This is a genomic window from Citrobacter sp. MGH103, assembly GCF_001034475.2.
Classification (GTDB): domain Bacteria; phylum Pseudomonadota; class Gammaproteobacteria; order Enterobacterales; family Enterobacteriaceae; genus Citrobacter; species Citrobacter freundii.
In genome coordinates this window covers 4106015-4123981 of record NZ_CP073043.1, presented here as the reverse complement: position 1 = coordinate 4123981, position 17967 = coordinate 4106015, and the positions used below count along the sequence as shown (strand labels likewise).

The 17967-nt window shown below is 53.7% G+C and carries 14 protein-coding genes; 9 read left to right on the top strand and 5 right to left on the bottom strand.

Features of this window, described 5'->3' with window-relative positions:
• Positions 1 to 21: 21 nt before the first annotated feature.
• From ileS to caiF, 9 genes are all read left to right on the top strand, one after another.
• A complete protein-coding gene (gene ileS / locus SK33_RS19920) occupies positions 22 to 2838 on the top strand; it encodes an isoleucine--tRNA ligase (protein ID WP_016149528.1) in 2817 nt (938 codons plus the stop codon).
• Positions 2838 to 3335, top strand: a complete 498-nt coding sequence (gene lspA / locus SK33_RS19915) for a signal peptidase II (protein WP_003018932.1) — start codon at positions 2838 to 2840, stop codon at positions 3333 to 3335. Before ileS ends, lspA begins: the two co-directional genes overlap by 1 nt.
• Before the next feature lie 117 nt (positions 3336 to 3452).
• Positions 3453 to 3902, top strand: a complete 450-nt coding sequence (gene fkpB / locus SK33_RS19910; protein ID WP_003018929.1) for an FKBP-type peptidyl-prolyl cis-trans isomerase — start codon at positions 3453 to 3455, stop codon at positions 3900 to 3902.
• Between the two features lies 1 nt (position 3903).
• Entirely contained in the window at positions 3904 to 4854 is a 951-nt protein-coding gene (gene ispH / locus SK33_RS19905; RefSeq protein WP_032948486.1) for a 4-hydroxy-3-methylbut-2-enyl diphosphate reductase, read from the top strand.
• Between the two features lie 66 nt (positions 4855 to 4920).
• Positions 4921 to 5835: a ribonucleoside hydrolase RihC gene (rihC, locus tag SK33_RS19900; RefSeq protein ID WP_048219746.1), complete on the top strand. Its 915-nt coding sequence runs from the start codon at positions 4921 to 4923 to the stop codon at positions 5833 to 5835.
• Between the two features lie 173 nt (positions 5836 to 6008).
• Positions 6009 to 6830 (top strand): 4-hydroxy-tetrahydrodipicolinate reductase, encoded by an 822-nt coding sequence (gene dapB / locus SK33_RS19895; RefSeq protein WP_003018920.1) that lies wholly within the window; start codon positions 6009 to 6011, stop codon positions 6828 to 6830.
• 456 nt (positions 6831 to 7286) lie between these two features.
• Positions 7287 to 8435 (top strand): glutamine-hydrolyzing carbamoyl-phosphate synthase small subunit, encoded by a 1149-nt coding sequence (carA, locus tag SK33_RS19890; RefSeq protein ID WP_003018918.1) that lies wholly within the window; start codon positions 7287 to 7289, stop codon positions 8433 to 8435.
• Between the two features lie 17 nt (positions 8436 to 8452).
• The gene (gene carB / locus SK33_RS19885) at positions 8453 to 11680 is read left to right on the top strand and encodes a carbamoyl-phosphate synthase large subunit (protein ID WP_003018915.1); all 3228 of its coding nucleotides are present in this window, start codon (positions 8453 to 8455) and stop codon (positions 11678 to 11680) included.
• Positions 11681 to 11953: 273 nt separating this feature from the next.
• Complete coding sequence (gene caiF / locus SK33_RS19880; protein WP_003018912.1) at positions 11954 to 12349, top strand: carnitine metabolism transcriptional regulator CaiF; 396 nt, start codon at positions 11954 to 11956, stop codon at positions 12347 to 12349.
• Positions 12350 to 12424: 75 nt separating this feature from the next.
• Here caiF and caiE read toward each other — a convergent pair whose 3' ends face one another.
• From caiE to caiA, 5 genes are all read right to left on the bottom strand, one after another.
• Positions 12425 to 13021, bottom strand: a complete 597-nt coding sequence (gene caiE, locus SK33_RS19875) for a carnitine operon protein CaiE (RefSeq protein WP_003018909.1) — start codon at positions 13019 to 13021, stop codon at positions 12425 to 12427.
• 6 nt (positions 13022 to 13027) lie between these two features.
• Complete coding sequence (gene caiD, locus SK33_RS19870; protein WP_003018906.1) at positions 13028 to 13813, bottom strand: crotonobetainyl-CoA hydratase; 786 nt, start codon at positions 13811 to 13813, stop codon at positions 13028 to 13030.
• 54 nt (positions 13814 to 13867) lie between these two features.
• Positions 13868 to 15421, bottom strand: coding sequence for a crotonobetaine/carnitine-CoA ligase (gene caiC / locus SK33_RS19865; protein WP_032948492.1), 1554 nt, complete (start codon positions 15419 to 15421; stop codon positions 13868 to 13870).
• A gap of 61 nt (positions 15422 to 15482) precedes the next feature.
• Positions 15483 to 16700 carry an L-carnitine CoA-transferase gene (caiB, locus tag SK33_RS19860; RefSeq protein WP_003018901.1) on the bottom strand — a complete coding sequence of 406 codons (1218 nt, stop codon included), beginning with the start codon at positions 16698 to 16700 and terminating at the stop codon, positions 15483 to 15485.
• A gap of 105 nt (positions 16701 to 16805) precedes the next feature.
• Positions 16806 to 17948: a crotonobetainyl-CoA dehydrogenase gene (gene caiA / locus SK33_RS19855; RefSeq protein WP_003018898.1), complete on the bottom strand. Its 1143-nt coding sequence runs from the start codon at positions 17946 to 17948 to the stop codon at positions 16806 to 16808.
• Positions 17949 to 17967: the final 19 nt, after the last annotated feature.

Here is a 17967-nt window from a genome sequence, read left to right as displayed (position 1 = left end):
AAATACGGAACCGAGAATCTGATGAGTGACTATAAATCAACCCTGAATTTGCCGGAAACAGGGTTCCCGATGCGCGGCGATCTCGCCAAGCGCGAACCGGGAATGCTGGCGCGTTGGACTGATGATGACCTGTACGGCATCATTCGTGCGGCCAAAAAAGGCAAAAAAACCTTCATTCTGCATGATGGCCCTCCTTATGCGAATGGCAGCATTCATATTGGTCACTCGGTTAACAAGATTCTGAAAGACATTATCGTGAAGTCCAAAGGACTCACGGGCTATGACTCGCCGTACGTTCCGGGCTGGGACTGCCACGGTCTGCCGATCGAGCTGAAAGTAGAGCAGGAATACGGCAAGCCGGGCGAGAAGTTCACCGCTGCTGAGTTCCGCGCCAAGTGCCGTGAATACGCAGCGACCCAGGTTGATGGTCAGCGTAAAGACTTTATCCGTCTTGGCGTACTGGGCGACTGGTCGCATCCGTACCTGACCATGGACTTCAAAACTGAAGCCAACATCATTCGTGCGCTGGGTAAAATCATCGGCAACGGTCATCTGCACAAAGGTGCGAAGCCGGTACACTGGTGCGTTGACTGCCGTTCCGCGCTGGCGGAAGCGGAAGTTGAGTATTATGACAAAACCTCCCCGTCCATCGACGTGGCGTTCCACGCTGCCGATCAGGATGCGGTGAAAGCGAAATTTGGCGTTTCTGACGTCAACGGCCCGATCTCTCTGGTTATCTGGACCACTACCCCGTGGACGTTACCGGCGAACCGCGCAATCTCTCTGGCACCTGATTTTGACTATGCGCTGGTGCAGATTGACGGCCAGGCTGTGATTCTGGCGAAAGATCTGGTTGAAAGCGTCATGCAGCGTATTGGCGCGGCTGAATACACCATTCTCGGCACCGTGAAAGGCGCTGAGCTGGAACTGCTGCGCTTTACCCATCCGTTTATGGGCTTTGACGTGCCGGCTATCCTTGGCGATCACGTTACGCTGGACGCGGGTACCGGTGCGGTCCATACCGCTGGCGGTCACGGTCCGGATGACTACGTCATCAGCCAGAAATACGGTCTGGAAATCGCTAACCCGGTTGGCCCGGACGGCGCATACCTGGCGGGTACCTATCCGGATCTGGACGGTGTGAACGTCTTTAAAGCCAACGACAAAATCGTTGCGCTGCTGAGCGAAAAAGGCGCGCTGCTGCACGTTGAGAAGATGCAGCACAGCTACCCATGCTGCTGGCGTCACAAGTCACCGATCATCTTCCGTGCGACCCCGCAGTGGTTCGTCAGCATGGATCAGAAAGGCCTGCGCGCGCAGTCGCTGAAAGAGATCAAAGGCGTACAGTGGATTCCGGACTGGGGCCAGGCGCGTATTGAATCGATGGTTGCCAACCGTCCTGACTGGTGTATCTCCCGTCAGCGTACGTGGGGTGTGCCGATGTCTCTGTTTGTTCACAAAGACACCGAAGAGCTGCATCCGCGCGCTATCGAACTGATGGAAGAAGTGGCTAAACGCGTTGAAGTTGACGGCATCCAGGCGTGGTGGGATCTCGATCCGAAAGATATCCTCGGCGACGAAGCTGACCAGTATGTCAAAGTCCCGGATACGCTGGACGTGTGGTTCGACTCCGGTTCAACCCACTCATCCGTCGTGGATGTGCGTCCTGAGTTTGCGGGCCATGCGGCAGATATGTATCTGGAAGGTTCTGACCAGCACCGTGGCTGGTTCATGTCTTCTTTGATGATCTCCACCGCCATGAAAGGCAAAGCACCTTATCGCCAGGTACTGACCCACGGTTTCACCGTTGATGGTCAGGGCCGTAAGATGTCCAAATCTATCGGTAACACCGTTTCTCCGCAGGACGTGATGAACAAACTGGGCGCGGATATTCTGCGTCTGTGGGTTGCTTCTACCGACTATACTGGCGAAATGGCTGTTTCTGACGAAATCCTGAAACGTGCTGCCGACAGCTATCGTCGTATCCGTAACACCGCGCGCTTCCTGCTGGCGAACCTGAACGGGTTCGATCCGGTTAAAGACATGGTGAAACCGGAAGAGATGGTGGTGCTGGATCGTTGGGCGGTAGGTTGTGCGCAAGCGGCGCAGGACGAAATCCTGAAAGCCTATGAAGCCTATGACTTCCACGAAGTGGTACAGCGCCTGATGCGCTTCTGCTCCGTAGAAATGGGTTCGTTCTACCTCGACATCATCAAAGACCGTCAGTACACCGCGAAAGCGGACAGCGTGGCGCGTCGTAGCTGCCAGACTGCGCTGTTCCATATTGCAGAAGCGCTGGTTCGTTGGATGGCGCCGATCATGTCCTTCACCGCCGATGAAATCTGGGGCTACCTGCCGGGCGATCGTGAGAAGTACGTCTTTACCGGTGAATGGTACGAAGGTCTGTTTGGCTTAGGCGAAACCGAAGCGATGAACGATGCCTACTGGGACGAGCTGCTGAAAGTGCGCGGCGAAGTGAACAAGGTTATCGAGCAGGCGCGTGCGGATAAGAAAGTCGGCGGTTCTCTGGAAGCGGCAGTGACCCTGTACGCTGAACCTGAGCTGGCGGCGAAACTGACCGCGCTCGGTGAAGAGTTGCGTTTTGTACTGCTGACCTCTGGTGCGACGGTTGCGGATTATGCGGCTGCTCCTGCTGATGCTCAGCAGAGCGAACTGCTCAAAGGTCTGAAAATCGTACTGAGCAAAGCCGAAGGTGAGAAATGCCCGCGCTGCTGGCATTACACTACCGACGTCGGTCAGGTGGCGGAACATGCAGATATCTGCGGACGCTGTGTCAGCAACATCGCCGGTGATGGCGAACAACGTAAGTTTGCCTGATGAGTAAGCCTCTTTGTTCAACAGGACTACGCTGGCTGTGGCTGGTGGTAGTCGTGCTGATTATCGATTTAGGCAGCAAGTACCTGATCCTCCAGAACTTTGCTCTGGGGGATACGGTGTCGCTGTTTCCGTCGCTTAATCTGCACTACGCGCGTAACTATGGTGCGGCGTTTAGCTTCTTAGCTGACAGCGGCGGCTGGCAACGCTGGTTCTTTGCCGGTATCGCCATCGGTATTTGCGTCATCCTGATGGTGATGATGTATCGCTCGAAGGCGACGCAGAAGCTGAACAACATCGCGTATGCGTTAATCATTGGCGGTGCGCTGGGCAACTTGTTCGATCGCCTGTGGCACGGCTTCGTGGTTGATATGATTGACTTTTACGTCGGCGACTGGCATTTCGCGACCTTCAATCTGGCCGATACAGCTATTTGTATCGGGGCGGCATTGATTGTTCTCGAAGGCTTCCTGCCGTCGAAAGAGAAAAAAGCCGCATAAAAAAATGCCGGATGGCGCTATGCTAATCCGGCCTACAATTTACTGCGATCCTTGTAGGCCCGGTAAGCGTAGCGCCACCGGGCAGACAGGCGGCAGCAATTTTAAAGAGCAACCTGCATGTCTAAATCAGTACAGAGTAACAGTGCGGTGCTGGTGCACTTCACCCTTAAGCTCGACGATGGCTCCACCGCAGAGTCAACCCGCAATAACGGCAAGCCTGCGCTGTTTCGCCTGGGCGACGGTTCTCTGTCTGAAGGACTGGAGCAACACCTGCTGGGGCTAAAAGAAGGCGATAAAACCACCTTTGCTCTGGAGCCGGATGCCGCCTTTGGCGTATCAAGTCCGGACTTAATTCAGTATTTCTCGCGTCGGGAATTTATGGACGCGGGCGAGCCAGAAATTGGCGCTATCATGCTCTTTACCGCAATGGACGGCAGTGAGATGCCTGGCGTGATCCGTGAAATCAACGGTGACTCGATCACGGTTGATTTCAACCATCCGCTGGCTGGGCATACCGTTCATTTTGATATTGAAGTGCTGGAAGTCGAACCGGCACTGGAGGCGTAAAATGCAGATCCTGTTGGCCAACCCGCGCGGTTTTTGCGCTGGTGTAGACCGCGCTATCAGCATTGTCGAAAACGCGTTGGCTATTTACGGCGCGCCGATTTATGTCCGTCATGAAGTGGTACATAACCGTTATGTGGTGGATAGCCTGCGCGAGCGCGGCGCTATTTTTATCGAGCAAATCAGCGAAGTGCCGGATGGCGCGATCCTGATTTTCTCCGCTCATGGCGTGTCTCAGGCTGTGCGTAACGAAGCCAAAGGCCGCGACCTCACGGTTTTTGATGCAACCTGTCCGCTAGTCACGAAAGTGCATATGGAAGTTGCCCGCGCCAGCCGTCGTGGCGAAGAATCCATTCTGATTGGTCACGCCGGTCACCCGGAAGTCGAAGGCACGATGGGCCAGTACAGCAACCCGCAAGGGGGAATGTACCTGGTTGAATCACCGGAAGATGTGCTGAAACTGAATGTGAAAAATGAAGGCAAATTATCCTTCATGACGCAGACCACGCTCTCCGTTGACGACACTTCTGACGTTATTGATGCTCTGCGTCAACGCTTTCCGAAAATTGTCGGACCGCGCAAAGATGATATCTGTTATGCCACCACCAACCGTCAGGAAGCGGTTCGCGCGCTGGCGGAACAGGCTGATGTTGTGCTGGTGGTCGGCTCGAAGAACTCCTCTAACTCCAACCGTCTGGCTGAACTGGCACAGCGAATGGGGAAAGCGGCGTATTTGATTGACGATGCGACCGACATCCAGGAAGCGTGGGTGAAAGAGGCGAAGTGCGTAGGTGTGACGGCCGGAGCCTCGGCGCCGGATATCCTGGTGCAAAACGTGATTGCTCGTCTGCAGGAACTTGGCGGTGGGGAAGCTATTCCGCTTGAAGGCCGCGAAGAGAACATCGTTTTCGAAGTGCCGAAAGAGCTGCGTGTGGATGTTCGTGAAGTAGAGTAAGTCTTTCCGGTTACGATTATGAGAAGATGCCAGACTTAACGTCTGGCATTTTTTTATGGAGAAACCATGCGCTTACCGATCATTCTTGATACCGATCCCGGCATTGATGATGCCGCCGCCATTGCCGCCGCGCTGTTTGCCCCTGAGCTGGATCTGCAACTGATGACCACGGTAGCAGGCAATGTGTCGGTGGAAAAAACCACCCGTAATGCGTTGCAACTGCTGCACTTCTGGAATGCGGATGTTCCACTGGCGCAGGGAGCATCAATGCCGCTGGTGCGGCCACTGCGTGATGCCGCTTCCGTGCACGGCGAGTCCGGTATGGAAGGGTATGAATTTGTCGAACACGACCGCCAGGCGATGGCAAAACCCGCCTTCCAGGCGATTCGCGATGCGCTGATGCATGCCCCGCAGCCCGTGACGCTGGTGGCAATTGGCCCGCTGACCAACATTGCGCTGCTGCTGACCCATTATCCTGAATGCGTATTCAACATTCACCGTCTGGTGATTATGGGCGGCTCTGCCGGGCGCGGGAACTTCACACCCAACGCCGAGTTTAATATTGCTATCGATCCCGAGGCTGCCGCGAAAGTCTTCCAGAGCGGGCTGGATATTGTGATGTGTGGGCTGGATGTTACTAACCAGGCCATGCTCGCCCCGGACTATCTGGCGACGCTTCCCCAGCTTAACCAGACGGGAAAAATGCTGCACGCGCTGTTTAGCCATTACCGTAGCGGCAGTATGAATACGGGGCTGCGAATGCACGATCTGTGTGCCATTGCCTGGCTGGTGCGTCCGGAACTGTTTACCCTGCAGTCGTGTTTCGTGGCGGTTGAAACCCAGGGCGAATATACCTCAGGTGCAACGGTGGTGGACATCGAAGGACGTCTGGGGCATCCAGCAAATGCGCAGGTTGCGCTGGGTCTGAACGTTGAAGGTTTCCAGCAGTGGGTGGCAGAGGTACTGGCGCTGGCCCCTTGATCTCCACGCTTTATAACCCGATGACGCTGCTTATTCCGTGGCGTCATGCCTTTTACTGATATCTCTGCCTGTTTATCATTAAATTCTAATTATCGACGTTTTCGGCTGGCGGCGCAGCGTTGCGCTGGTTAATCTGAAAACGATTTACGTAAAATTAACAAAAGAGAATAGCTATGCATGATGCACAAATCCGCGTTGCCATCGCGGGAGCCGGAGGACGCATGGGGCGTCAGTTGATTCAGGCCACTCTCGGCATGGAAGGCGTACAGCTGGGCGCGGCGCTGGAGCGCGAAGGTTCCTCCTTATTAGGAAGCGATGCCGGAGAGTTAGCTGGAGCCGGGAAAACGGGCGTTACCGTACAAAGTAGCCTTGAAGCGGTGAAAGATGATTTCGATGTTTTCATCGATTTTACCCGCCCGGAAGGCACGCTGACGCATCTGGCGTTTTGCCGCCAGCACGGTAAAGGGATGGTGATTGGCACCACCGGCTTTGATGACGCGGGTAAACAGGCTATTCGTGATGCCGCGCAGGAGATTGCTATTGTTTTCGCCGCGAACTTTAGCGTCGGCGTGAACGTTATGCTTAAGCTGCTGGAGAAAGCGGCGAAAGTGATGGGCGATTACACTGATATTGAGATTATTGAAGCCCACCACCGCCATAAAGTTGATGCGCCGTCAGGCACTGCGCTGGCGATGGGCGAGGCGATTGCCGGGGCGCTGGATAAAGATCTGAAAGACTGCGCAGTCTATTCGCGTGAAGGTTACACCGGCGAGCGCGTACCGGGCACGATCGGCTTTGCCACGGTGCGGGCGGGGGATATCGTTGGTGAGCATACCGCGATGTTTGCTGATATTGGCGAGCGTATTGAGATCACGCATAAAGCGTCCAGCCGCATGACTTTTGCTAACGGCGCGGTGAGATCGGCAATTTGGCTAAAATCAAAGTCAAATGGTCTTTTTGATATGAAAGATGTGCTTGATTTACGTAATTTATAGCTTTTACTACCCTTCGTGATGTGGTTATTGTAATCATAATCAATTGATTACATGGGGCAATATTTTATTGCCCTTTTATTTTTTAGCTTTTGAATGTATTTTTTCTTTTAAATGAGTGTTTGTATATGTTTTGTTGGGTGTTTATGTTATCTCAATGTAAATTTTGACCAAATGGTCCACTTTTTTCTCTCCCGCATTCTGTTTTTACACTCTTTGCCTACCGCAAGCGTTTTCCACCACAAGTTAGCTGATCTTTTTGCCTGTTAAATCGTGTGATTTATCCCAGTGGCGCAAAATAATAATAAAAATTACCCTTTTGGGTAGACTTTTACGTGGGCTATCTCTAGAATGCCGCCGTTTGCCAGAAATCCATAGGTAAGCAAATTTGCATTGATTCATGAGGTGTTAATGAATTAATATGCAAATAAAGTGAGTGAATATTCTCTGGAGGGTGTTTTGATTAAGTCAGCGCTATTGGTTCTGGAAGACGGAACCCAGTTTCACGGTCGGGCCATAGGGGCAACAGGTTCGGCGGTTGGGGAAGTCGTTTTCAATACTTCAATGACCGGTTATCAAGAAATCCTCACTGATCCTTCCTATTCCCGCCAAATCGTCACTCTTACTTATCCTCATATCGGTAATGTCGGCACCAATGAAGCCGATGCAGAATCTTCACAGGTACATGCGCAAGGACTGGTCATCCGCGACCTGCCGCTGATTGCCAGCAACTTCCGCGATACCGAAGACCTCTCTTCTTACCTGAAGCGCCATAACATTGTGGCGATTGCTGATATCGATACCCGTAAGCTGACGCGTTTGCTGCGTGAAAAGGGCGCACAGAACGGCTGCATCATCGCGGGCGATAACCCGGATGCGGCGCTGGCACTGGAGAAGGCAAAAGCTTTCCCTGGCCTGAACGGTATGGATCTGGCGAAAGAAGTGACCACCGCGGAGCCTTATAGCTGGACGCAGGGTAGCTGGACGCTGGCGGGTGACCTGCCGGAAGCAAAATCTGCCGATGAACTGCCGTTCCACGTTGTGGCTTACGATTTCGGCGCTAAACGTAACATTCTGCGTATGTTAGCGGACCGCGGTTGCCGCCTGACGGTTGTACCGGCGAAAACCTCAGCAGAAGACGTTCTGAAGATGAATCCGGACGGTATCTTCCTGTCCAACGGCCCTGGCGACCCGGCGCCGTGCGACTATGCGATTACCGCGATTCAGAAATTCCTCGAAACCGATATTCCGGTATTTGGCATCTGCCTCGGCCATCAGCTGTTGGCGCTGGCGAGCGGTGCGAAGACCATTAAGATGAAGTTTGGCCACCACGGCGGCAACCATCCGGTAAAAGATATTGATAACAACACCGTGATGATCACCGCGCAGAACCACGGTTTTGCTGTAGATGAAGCCTCCATGCCTGCCAACCTGCGCGTGACCCACAAGTCACTGTTCGACGGCACCTTGCAGGGGATTCATCGTACCGACAAACCGGCATTCAGCTTCCAGGGGCACCCTGAAGCGAGTCCGGGTCCGCACGACGCTGCACCGCTGTTCGACCACTTTATCGAGTTAATTGAGCAATACCGTCAGTCCGCGAAATAATCAGGAGTAAAAGAGCCATGCCAAAACGTACAGACATAAAAAGTATCCTGATTCTGGGCGCGGGTCCGATTGTTATCGGTCAGGCGTGTGAGTTTGACTATTCCGGCGCACAGGCGTGTAAAGCCCTGCGTGAAGAGGGTTACCGCGTTATTCTGGTGAACTCCAACCCGGCAACCATCATGACCGACCCGGAAATGGCCGATGCCACCTACATCGAGCCAATTCACTGGGAAGTAGTACGCAAAATTATTGAGAAAGAACGTCCGGACGCGGTGCTGCCAACCATGGGCGGTCAGACGGCGCTGAACTGTGCGCTGGAGCTGGAGCGCCAGGGCGTACTGGCTGAATTCGGCGTGACCATGATTGGCGCAACGGCGGATGCCATTGATAAAGCGGAAGACCGTCGTCGCTTCGATATCGCGATGAAGAAGATTGGTCTCGACACCGCGCGTTCAGGCATCGCTCACACCATGGAAGAAGCGCTGGCGGTTGCCGCTGACGTTGGCTTCCCGTGCATTATCCGCCCTAGCTTCACCATGGGCGGCACCGGTGGCGGTATCGCCTACAACCGCGAAGAGTTCGAAGAAATCTGCGAACGCGGTCTGGACCTTTCCCCAACCAACGAGCTGCTGATTGATGAATCGCTGATTGGCTGGAAAGAGTACGAGATGGAAGTGGTGCGTGATAAAAACGACAACTGCATCATCGTCTGCTCCATCGAAAACTTCGACGCGATGGGCATCCATACCGGTGATTCCATCACCGTAGCACCTGCCCAGACGCTGACCGACAAAGAATATCAAATCATGCGTAACGCCTCGATGGCGGTACTGCGTGAAATCGGCGTGGAAACCGGCGGTTCTAACGTCCAGTTTGCGGTAAACCCGAAAAACGGTCGCCTGATTGTCATCGAGATGAACCCGCGCGTATCCCGCTCCTCGGCGCTGGCGTCCAAAGCTACCGGCTTCCCGATTGCGAAAGTCGCCGCCAAGCTAGCCGTAGGTTACACCCTCGACGAACTGATGAACGACATCACCGGCGGCCGTACTCCGGCCTCGTTTGAGCCGTCCATCGACTACGTTGTGACGAAAATTCCACGCTTCAACTTCGAGAAATTCGTAGGTGCTAATGACCGTCTGACCACGCAGATGAAATCTGTTGGTGAAGTGATGGCGATTGGCCGCACCCAGCAGGAATCGCTGCAGAAAGCGCTGCGCGGTCTGGAAGTGGGCGCGACCGGCTTCGACCCGAAAGTCAGCCTGGACGACCCGGAAGCGCTGACCAAAATCCGTCGCGAACTGAAAGACGCTGGCGCTGAGCGTATCTGGTACATCGCCGATGCCTTCCGTGCTGGCCTGTCCGTCGATGGCGTGTTCAACCTAACCAACATCGACCGCTGGTTCCTGGTGCAGATTGAAGAGCTGGTGCGCCTGGAAGAAAAAGTCATTGACCTTGGCATCAACGGCCTCGACGCTGACTTCCTGCGCGTACTGAAGCGCAAAGGCTTCGCTGATGCGCGTCTGGCAAAACTGGCCGGCGTTCGCGAAGCGGAAATCCGCAAACTGCGTGACCAATATAACCTTCACCCGGTCTACAAGCGCGTGGATACCTGTGCGGCGGAATTCGCGACCGACACCGCTTATATGTACTCCACTTATGAAGATGAGTGTGAAGCGAATCCGTCCGTCGACCGCGATAAAATCATGGTGCTGGGTGGTGGTCCAAACCGTATCGGTCAGGGCATTGAGTTCGACTACTGCTGCGTACACGCCTCTCTGGCGCTGCGCGAAGACGGTTACGAGACCATCATGGTCAACTGTAACCCGGAGACTGTCTCTACTGATTACGACACTTCCGACCGCCTGTACTTCGAGCCGGTCACGCTGGAAGACGTACTGGAAATCGTGCGCATTGAGAAGCCGAAAGGCGTCATCGTACAGTACGGCGGCCAGACCCCGCTGAAGCTGGCGCGTGCGCTGGAAGCGGCAGGTGTACCGGTAATCGGCACCAGCCCGGATGCCATCGACCGCGCGGAAGACCGTGAGCGTTTCCAGCAGGCGGTTGACCGTCTGAAGCTGAAGCAACCGGCGAACGCTACCGTAACGGCTATCGAACAGGCTGTTGAGAAGGCGAAAGAGATTGGCTACCCGCTGGTGGTGCGTCCGTCATATGTTCTCGGCGGCCGCGCGATGGAAATTGTCTACGACGAAGCCGACCTGCGTCGCTACTTCCAGACTGCGGTCAGCGTTTCTAACGATGCGCCGGTACTGCTGGACCGTTTCCTTGACGATGCGGTTGAAGTGGACGTGGACGCTATCTGCGACGGCGAAATGGTGCTGATTGGTGGCATCATGGAGCACATCGAACAGGCGGGTGTACACTCCGGTGACTCCGCATGTTCACTGCCAGCGTACACCCTGAGCCAGGAAATTCAGGATGTGATGCGTCAGCAGGTGCAGAAACTGGCCTTCGAACTGCAGGTTCGCGGTCTGATGAACGTTCAGTTTGCGGTGAAGAATAACGAAGTTTACCTGATTGAAGTGAACCCGCGTGCGGCGCGTACCGTTCCGTTCGTCTCCAAGGCAACTGGCGTACCGCTGGCGAAAGTTGCGGCGCGCGTGATGGCCGGGAAAACACTGGCACAGCAGGGCGTAACCAAAGAAGTTATCCCGCCGTACTACTCAGTAAAAGAAGTGGTGCTGCCGTTCAACAAATTCCCGGGCGTTGACCCGCTGTTAGGGCCAGAAATGCGCTCTACCGGGGAAGTGATGGGCGTGGGCCGTACCTTCGCGGAAGCGTTCGCCAAGGCACAGCTGGGCAGCAGCTCCACCATGAAAAAACAGGGGCGTGCGCTGCTCTCCGTTCGCGAAGGCGATAAAGAGCGTGTGGTTGACCTGGCGGCGAAACTGCTGAAGTTTGGTTTTGAGCTGGATGCAACGCACGGCACGGCGATTGTGCTGGGCGAAGCGGGTATCAATCCACGTCTGGTGAACAAGGTGCATGAAGGGCGTCCGCACATTCAGGACCGTATCAAGAATGGCGAGTACACTTACATCATCAACACCACCGAAGGTCGTCAGGCGATTGAAGACTCTAAGCTGATTCGCCGTAGCGCCCTGCAGTACAAAGTGCATTATGACACTACCCTGAACGGCGGTTTCGCGACGGCGATGGCGCTGAATGCCGATGCCACTGAGAAGGTGACCTCGGTACAGGAAATGCACGCGCAGATCAAAAAGTCATAAACAAAGAGTCCGGTGATAATTGCGTTAACCGGACCTGCAATATAATCTTGAAAGGGTTTCTGTAAAGAAACCCTTTTTTTATCTCTCGTAAGGTCATTCCTGGCCAAATGCAGTTTCATAACCACATTTTCAATGTAATAAGCACGATATTGCTCACACTAATCAACATTCAAGTCGCATACTATCTTTTATATCCACAATTTTAATATGGCTTAGTTTTTATTAATTTGGACAGGCCGTAGCCAGATTTTTAATTTGTGAAATGGTGTGCTTATGTGTGAAAAATATGTTGAAAGACCGCTTTATTTGTTAATTGCTGACTGGATGATGGCTGAAGATCGTTGGATCACCGCAAAAGAAATTTCCCGCCATTTTGATATTGAACACTGCAAAGCAATTAATACGCTCTCTTATATTCTGTCGGAAGTGGGAGAAATTGTTTGTGAAGTTAAGATGATCCCTAATCAGATTGCAGGCCGGGGCTGCCAGTGCCAGCGTCTGGTAAAAGTCATCAGTATTGATTCTCACCTCTACAACCGATTGAGCCACAATTTGCAGGAAAAAAAGGTGAGTGTGGCGAAAACGCCGCGGCTGTCTGCCGTTCCCCCAACAGAGCTCAACCGTGAGCAGAAATGGCAGATGATGCTCTCCAAGAGTATGCGTCGCTAATTGTCAGTTGCCTGATGGCGGCATAAACGGTGGTTGACGCGTAGGCCGGATAAGCGTGAGCGAATCCGGCATCAATTACTGTGCTGATTTGGGTTTTACGTCCGTCGTGCCTTTCAGGCGCGGCCGGTGTTCTTCGACCCGCGTTAATGGCTGCGTTTCGCGTAAACCTGCCCGGCAGCGGACCGCAAGATCCTGATACTCTTTGGTGTTTAACCGTTTCCAGTGCAGTTCCTGGTCCGTGACTTCACGCAATACGCGAGCGGGTGAGCCCACCAGCATCTGCCTTGCCTCCCCCTGAAATCCGGCTTTGACAAAGCTCATGGCGGCGACAATGCTCTCTTCACCAATCGCTGCGCCGTCCATAATGACGCTGTTCATGCCGATCAGCGCATCTCTGCCCACCACGCAACCGTGCAGGATTGCGCCATGGCCGATATGCCCATTCTCATGCACGATGGTGTCAGTGTCGCAATAACCGTGCATGATGCAGCCATCCTGCAAGTTAGAACCTGCCTCCAGAATCAGGCGACCATAGTCACCACGCAGTGAGGCATGCGGGCCGACGTAGACGCCAGCCCCCACGATTACATCACCAATCAACACGGCGCTGGGATGAACATACGCCTCTGGATGCACTACCGGAATCAGGCCTTCAAAGGCGTAATAGCTCATCGGTTATCAGCGTCCTTTCCACACCGGATCGCGTTTTTCTGCAAACGCTTGCGGTCCTTCAAGCGCATCTTCGGAGTGCAGCACTGACGGATAGTGCTTCAGCACGCCGCTGCGGATGTAGCGGTAGCCTTCTTCCACCGGCATTTCGCTGGTCGCACGATAAATCTCTTTCAGCGCGGCGATCGCCAGCGGGGCGCTATTCACCAGCTGCTGCGCCAGTTCGCGCGCGCTATCCATCAGTTCGCTCTGGCTGACAACGCGGTTGACGATACCCCAACGCAGTGCTTCTTCGGCACTCATTCGTCTGCCGGTCATCACCATTTCGTTGACGATAGCCGGTGGCAGTAGCTTCGGCAGACGCAGAACGCCGCCGCTGTCAGGCACGATCCCGAGCTTGGCTTCCGGTAGCGCGAAGCTGGCATTTTCCGCGCAGACGATAAAATCCGCCGCCAGCGCCAATTCAAAACCACCGCCAAACGCATAGCCGTTTACCGCAGCGATGACCGGTTTATTGAGGTCGAAAATTTCGGTTAAACCGGCAAAGCCGCCTGGGCCAAAATCGGCATCCGGCGCTTCACCTTCAGCTGCCGCTTTTAAGTCCCAGCCCGCAGAAAAGAATTTCTCACCGCCGCCAGTGATTATCGCTACGCGTAATTCCGGGTCATCACGAAAATTAAGAAACGCTTCACCCATGGCAAAACTGGTTTTTGCATCAATGGCATTGGCTTTAGGCCGGTCGAGGGTAATTTCCAGAATCGGGCCGTTACGGGTCAGATGTAATGATTCACTCATAGTTCATCTCCAGATAAATAGATTTCCCGGCAGGAGGAATTCCTACCGGGAGGGTTATTTCAGATTTTTTTTGATTATTTTTCCTGAACAATTGCGCGGCAGGTCGGTTCTTATCTCCATAAACGAGGGAACCTTGAATTTCGCCATATTGTTTTCGCAGAAGCTGAAGAACTCGGCTTCGCTTAATGTTTCACCTTCATTAAGGACGATAAACGCTTTAATGGCTTCATCACGGATTGAATCTTTAATACCGACAACCACAATGTCCTGAATTTTCGGATGCGCAGAAATAATATTTTCCAGCTCGACGCAGGAGACATTTTCTCCGCCGCGTTTAATCATGTTGCAGCGTCTGTCGACGAAATAAAAATAGCCATCCGCATCCTGATAGCCCGAATCTCCGGTATGTAACCAGCCTTCAGGTTCCAGCGCTTTGGCGGTAGCCTCCGGCTGGGCATAGTACTCTTTGAAGATTGTTTTGCCCGGCACGCCTTTAATACAGATTTCGCCAATTTCTCCGGCGGGCAGGGGACGGTTGTGATCGTCACGGATTTCGGCCTCATAGCTAAATCCCACGCGGCCAATGGAGGGCCAGCGTCGTTTGTCACCGGGACGGTCGCCGATAATACCGACGATGGTTTCAGTCATACCGTAAGAGGTCAGCAGCCTGACGCCAAAGCGTTCGGTAAAGGCGTCTTTTTCCTGTGCGGATAAATTGAGATAGAACATTACTTCGCGCAGGTGATGCTGTCTGTCGGTTGGCGCGGCAGGTTGTACCATCAGCGTTCTGATCATCATCGGAATGCATTCGGTAACCGTCGCCTTATATCTATGCACCTGATTCCAGAACGCCCTGGCACTGTACTTCTCTAGCAGCACAAAGGTGCTGCCTGCGGAGAATGCGGGCATTGCGGCGGTACACTGACAGTCGATATGAAAAGCGGGCATCACCGTCATGTAGACGTCATCATCGCGCAGAGCGATTTGCCAGGAAGTGTAGTAGCCTGCAAAACGCAGGTTGTAGTGGGTAATCACCACCCCTTTAGGCCGTGAAGTGGTGCCTGAGGTAAACAGAATTTCCGCCGTATCGTCAGTGGATAACGCAGGTGTATAGCACAGCGTGGCGGACTGGCGGGATTGCAGTTGGGTAAAGTGGCTCACGCCGTCGTCAGCCGGAAGCTGTTCGCCAATCAGACAGATATGATTAAGCGGCGTGGTATTTTCCAGCCGTATCTGGCGGTACATAGGATAAAACTGGGCGCTGGTGACCAGCAGGCTTACCTGGCTGTTTTGCAGGATCCAGGCACTTTCTTCGCCCAGTAAGCGGGCATTAATCGGTACCATAATGGCGCCAATTTTTGCCAGCCCAAACCAGCAAAAAATGAATTCCGGACAGTTATCCAGATGCAATGCGACCTTATCGCCCTTGCGGATCCCTAAGGAATGGAAAAGGTTTGCCGTGCGGTTAATCTCTTCATTGAGCGAGGCATAGCTAAACTGCCGAACGACTCCTTCGCAGGATTCGAAAATTAACGCCGTTTTATCTCCGTACACCCCGGCCAGGTCGTCCCACATCTGACGTAAGTTTTGTCCGCCAACGATATCCATATTGCTTTATCCACTGAAATCAGGCGTGAGCGCTAACCAATGAGCGGTCAGCGCGTCGCGTTTATTCCTCAACTCTGGCCAGGCCTTTGCCGACCAGCTCATTTATGTCTGCTTCGCTATAACCAATGTTTTTCAGAATGGCGGCAGTATCCATGCCATGTGACGGCATGCCACGCCAGATTTTCCCCGGGTTGTTTTTAAATTTCGGCATGATGTTCGGACCTTTGCAGGTGCGACCGTCCATCGTTTGCCACTGAGTAATAGATTCACGGGCAACGTACTGCGGGTTGCCTTCCAGTTCTGGAATGGTCAGCACCTTCGCGCAGGCGATGTTCAGCTCAGCAAAGCGCGCCTGGACTTCGGCGATGGTGTGCGTTGCCAGCCAGGCGTCCAGTTTCTCTTCCACGAGCGGGCCGTAAGGGCATTCCACACGATGAATAAGCTGGGTACCTTCCGGAACTTCCGGCGTGCCAAGAATGTGGGCGAGGCCAATATCTTTGAAGCACTCGTTGATTTGCGTGATGCCGACCAGCTCCATGACGATATAGCCATCGGCGCATTTATACAGGCCGCAGCCAGCGTAATACGGGTCTTTGCCTTTGGTCATGCGTGGGCAAATTTCGCCGCCGTTGAAGTAATCCATCATGAAATACTGACCCATGCGCAGCATCACCTCGTACATGGCGATATCGATGCTTTCACCTTTACCCGTTTCGCGGACTTTGTGCAGAGCCGCCAGCGCCGCTGTCGTCGCGGTCATCCCGGAGAAGTAATCGGCGGTGTACGGGAAGGCTGGCATTGGCTGATCCACGTCACCGTTTTGGATCAGATAGCCGCTAAATGCCTGTGCGATGGTGTTATACGCTGGAAGATTGGTGTACTCCTCGGTACCAAACTGGCCGAAGCCGGAAAGGTGGGCGATAACCAGTTTCGGGTTATGTTCCCACAGCACTTCATCGGTAATACCGCGGCGGGCAAAGGCCGGGCCTTTACTGGCTTCAATGAAAATATCGGTGGTTTCCATCAGCTTCAGAAACGCTTCCCGGCCTTCATCTTTGAAAATATTCAGCGACAGGGCATGCAGATTACGGCGTGAGAGCTGCGGATAGTTAGGTTGCACGCGGATGGTATCGGCCCACGCAACGTTTTCAATCCAGATAACCTCAGCACCCCATTCGGCGAACATCTGTCCGGCGAACGGACCGGCAATTTCGATCCCTGAAAAGACAACGCGTACCCCGGAAAGCGGGCCGAAGGCTGGCATTGGTAAATGATTCATCATTTTTCTCCTGGCATTTTTTTGTAGGCCCGGTAAGCGCAGCGCCACCGGGCATATTGCCGGATGGTGGCGTAAACGCCTTATCCGGCCTACGAAACGAACGAATCAACGGTATTGCTTCAATACCGCACGACCCAACGTCAGGATCTGCATTTCGTCAGAACCTCCAGAAACACGGTCAACGCGCAGGTCACGCCAGAAGCGCGTGATGCGATGGTTACCCGCGATACCCACGCCACCCAGCACCTGCATGGCGGTGTCTACCACTTCAAATGCCGCGTTGGCGCAGAAGTATTTGCACATGGCCGCGTCGCCCGAGGTAATAGTGCCGTTATCCGCTTTCCATGCGGCTTCCAGCAGCATGTTTTTCATGGAGTTCAGTTTGATCGCCATGTGCGCGAACTTCTCCTGAATCAGCTGGAAACGGCCGATCGTTTCACCAAACTGTACGCGTTGGTTGGCATAACGCGCTGCGTCTTCAAAAGCGCACATTGCCGTACCGTAGTTGGTCAGTGCGACGAGGAAGCGTTCATGGTCAAACTCTTCTTTCACACGATTGAAGCCATTACCTTCCCGACCGAACATGTCTTTCTCGTCCAGTTCAACGTCATCAAAGGTGATTTCACAGCAGCTATCCATGCGCAGACCGAGTTTCTCCAGTTTGTTGACCTTGATACCCGCCTTGCTCATGTCAACAAACCACTCGGTATAAACAGGTTTATCCGGCGATGCACCATCTCTCGCCATCACTACGATGTACGGGGTATAGGCGCTACTGGTGATAAAGCACTTACTGCCATTAAGATAAACCTTACCATTTTTGCGTGTATAAGTGGTTTTCAGACTGCCAACATCCGATCCCGCTCCCGGTTCGGTAATTGCAGAGTTCCACATCTGCTTACCTGTTCCCTGGAACGCCATGATTTTATCGATTTGTTCCTGAGTCCCTTCACGCAGGAAGGTGTTAAAACCCCCCGGTAACTGGTACAGCACATAGGTTGGCGCGCCCAGGCGGCCGAGTTCCATCCAGACGGCGGCAACGGTGACAAAACCGGCTTCCAGCCCGCCGTGTTCTTCCGGGATCAACAGGCTATCGATGCCCATATCTGCCAGTGCTTTTACAAAACGCTCAGGGTAGACGCTGTCGCGATCGCACTCGGCAAAATAAGCTTCCCAGTTCTCACTGGCCATCAGTTCACGAATACCGGCGACAAACAGTTCCTGCTCGTCATTTAAGTTGAAATCCATCTTTCAGCCTCTTGATCAA

Bases quoted from the DNA above. Each gene is read 5' to 3' on its own strand.
- caiD (WP_003018906.1), bottom strand. From the start codon at position 13,813: ATGAGTGAATCATTACATCTGACCCGTAACGGCCCGATTCTGGAAATT.
- caiF (WP_003018912.1), top strand. From the start codon at position 11,954: ATGTGTGAAAAATATGTTGAAAGACCGCTTTATTTGTTAATTGCTGAC.
- rihC (WP_048219746.1), top strand. From the start codon at position 4,921: ATGCGCTTACCGATCATTCTTGATACCGATCCCGGCATTGATGATGCC.
- ileS (WP_016149528.1), top strand. From the start codon at position 22: ATGAGTGACTATAAATCAACCCTGAATTTGCCGGAAACAGGGTTCCCG.
- carB (WP_003018915.1), top strand. From the start codon at position 8,453: ATGCCAAAACGTACAGACATAAAAAGTATCCTGATTCTGGGCGCGGGT.
- lspA (WP_003018932.1), top strand. From the start codon at position 2,838: ATGAGTAAGCCTCTTTGTTCAACAGGACTACGCTGGCTGTGGCTGGTG.
- fkpB (WP_003018929.1), top strand. From the start codon at position 3,453: ATGTCTAAATCAGTACAGAGTAACAGTGCGGTGCTGGTGCACTTCACC.
- caiB (WP_003018901.1), bottom strand. From the start codon at position 16,700: ATGAATCATTTACCAATGCCAGCCTTCGGCCCGCTTTCCGGGGTACGC.
- caiA (WP_003018898.1), bottom strand. From the start codon at position 17,948: ATGGATTTCAACTTAAATGACGAGCAGGAACTGTTTGTCGCCGGTATT.
- dapB (WP_003018920.1), top strand. From the start codon at position 6,009: ATGCATGATGCACAAATCCGCGTTGCCATCGCGGGAGCCGGAGGACGC.
- caiE (WP_003018909.1), bottom strand. From the start codon at position 13,021: ATGAGCTATTACGCCTTTGAAGGCCTGATTCCGGTAGTGCATCCAGAG.
- caiC (WP_032948492.1), bottom strand. From the start codon at position 15,421: ATGGATATCGTTGGCGGACAAAACTTACGTCAGATGTGGGACGACCTG.
- ispH (WP_032948486.1), top strand. From the start codon at position 3,904: ATGCAGATCCTGTTGGCCAACCCGCGCGGTTTTTGCGCTGGTGTAGAC.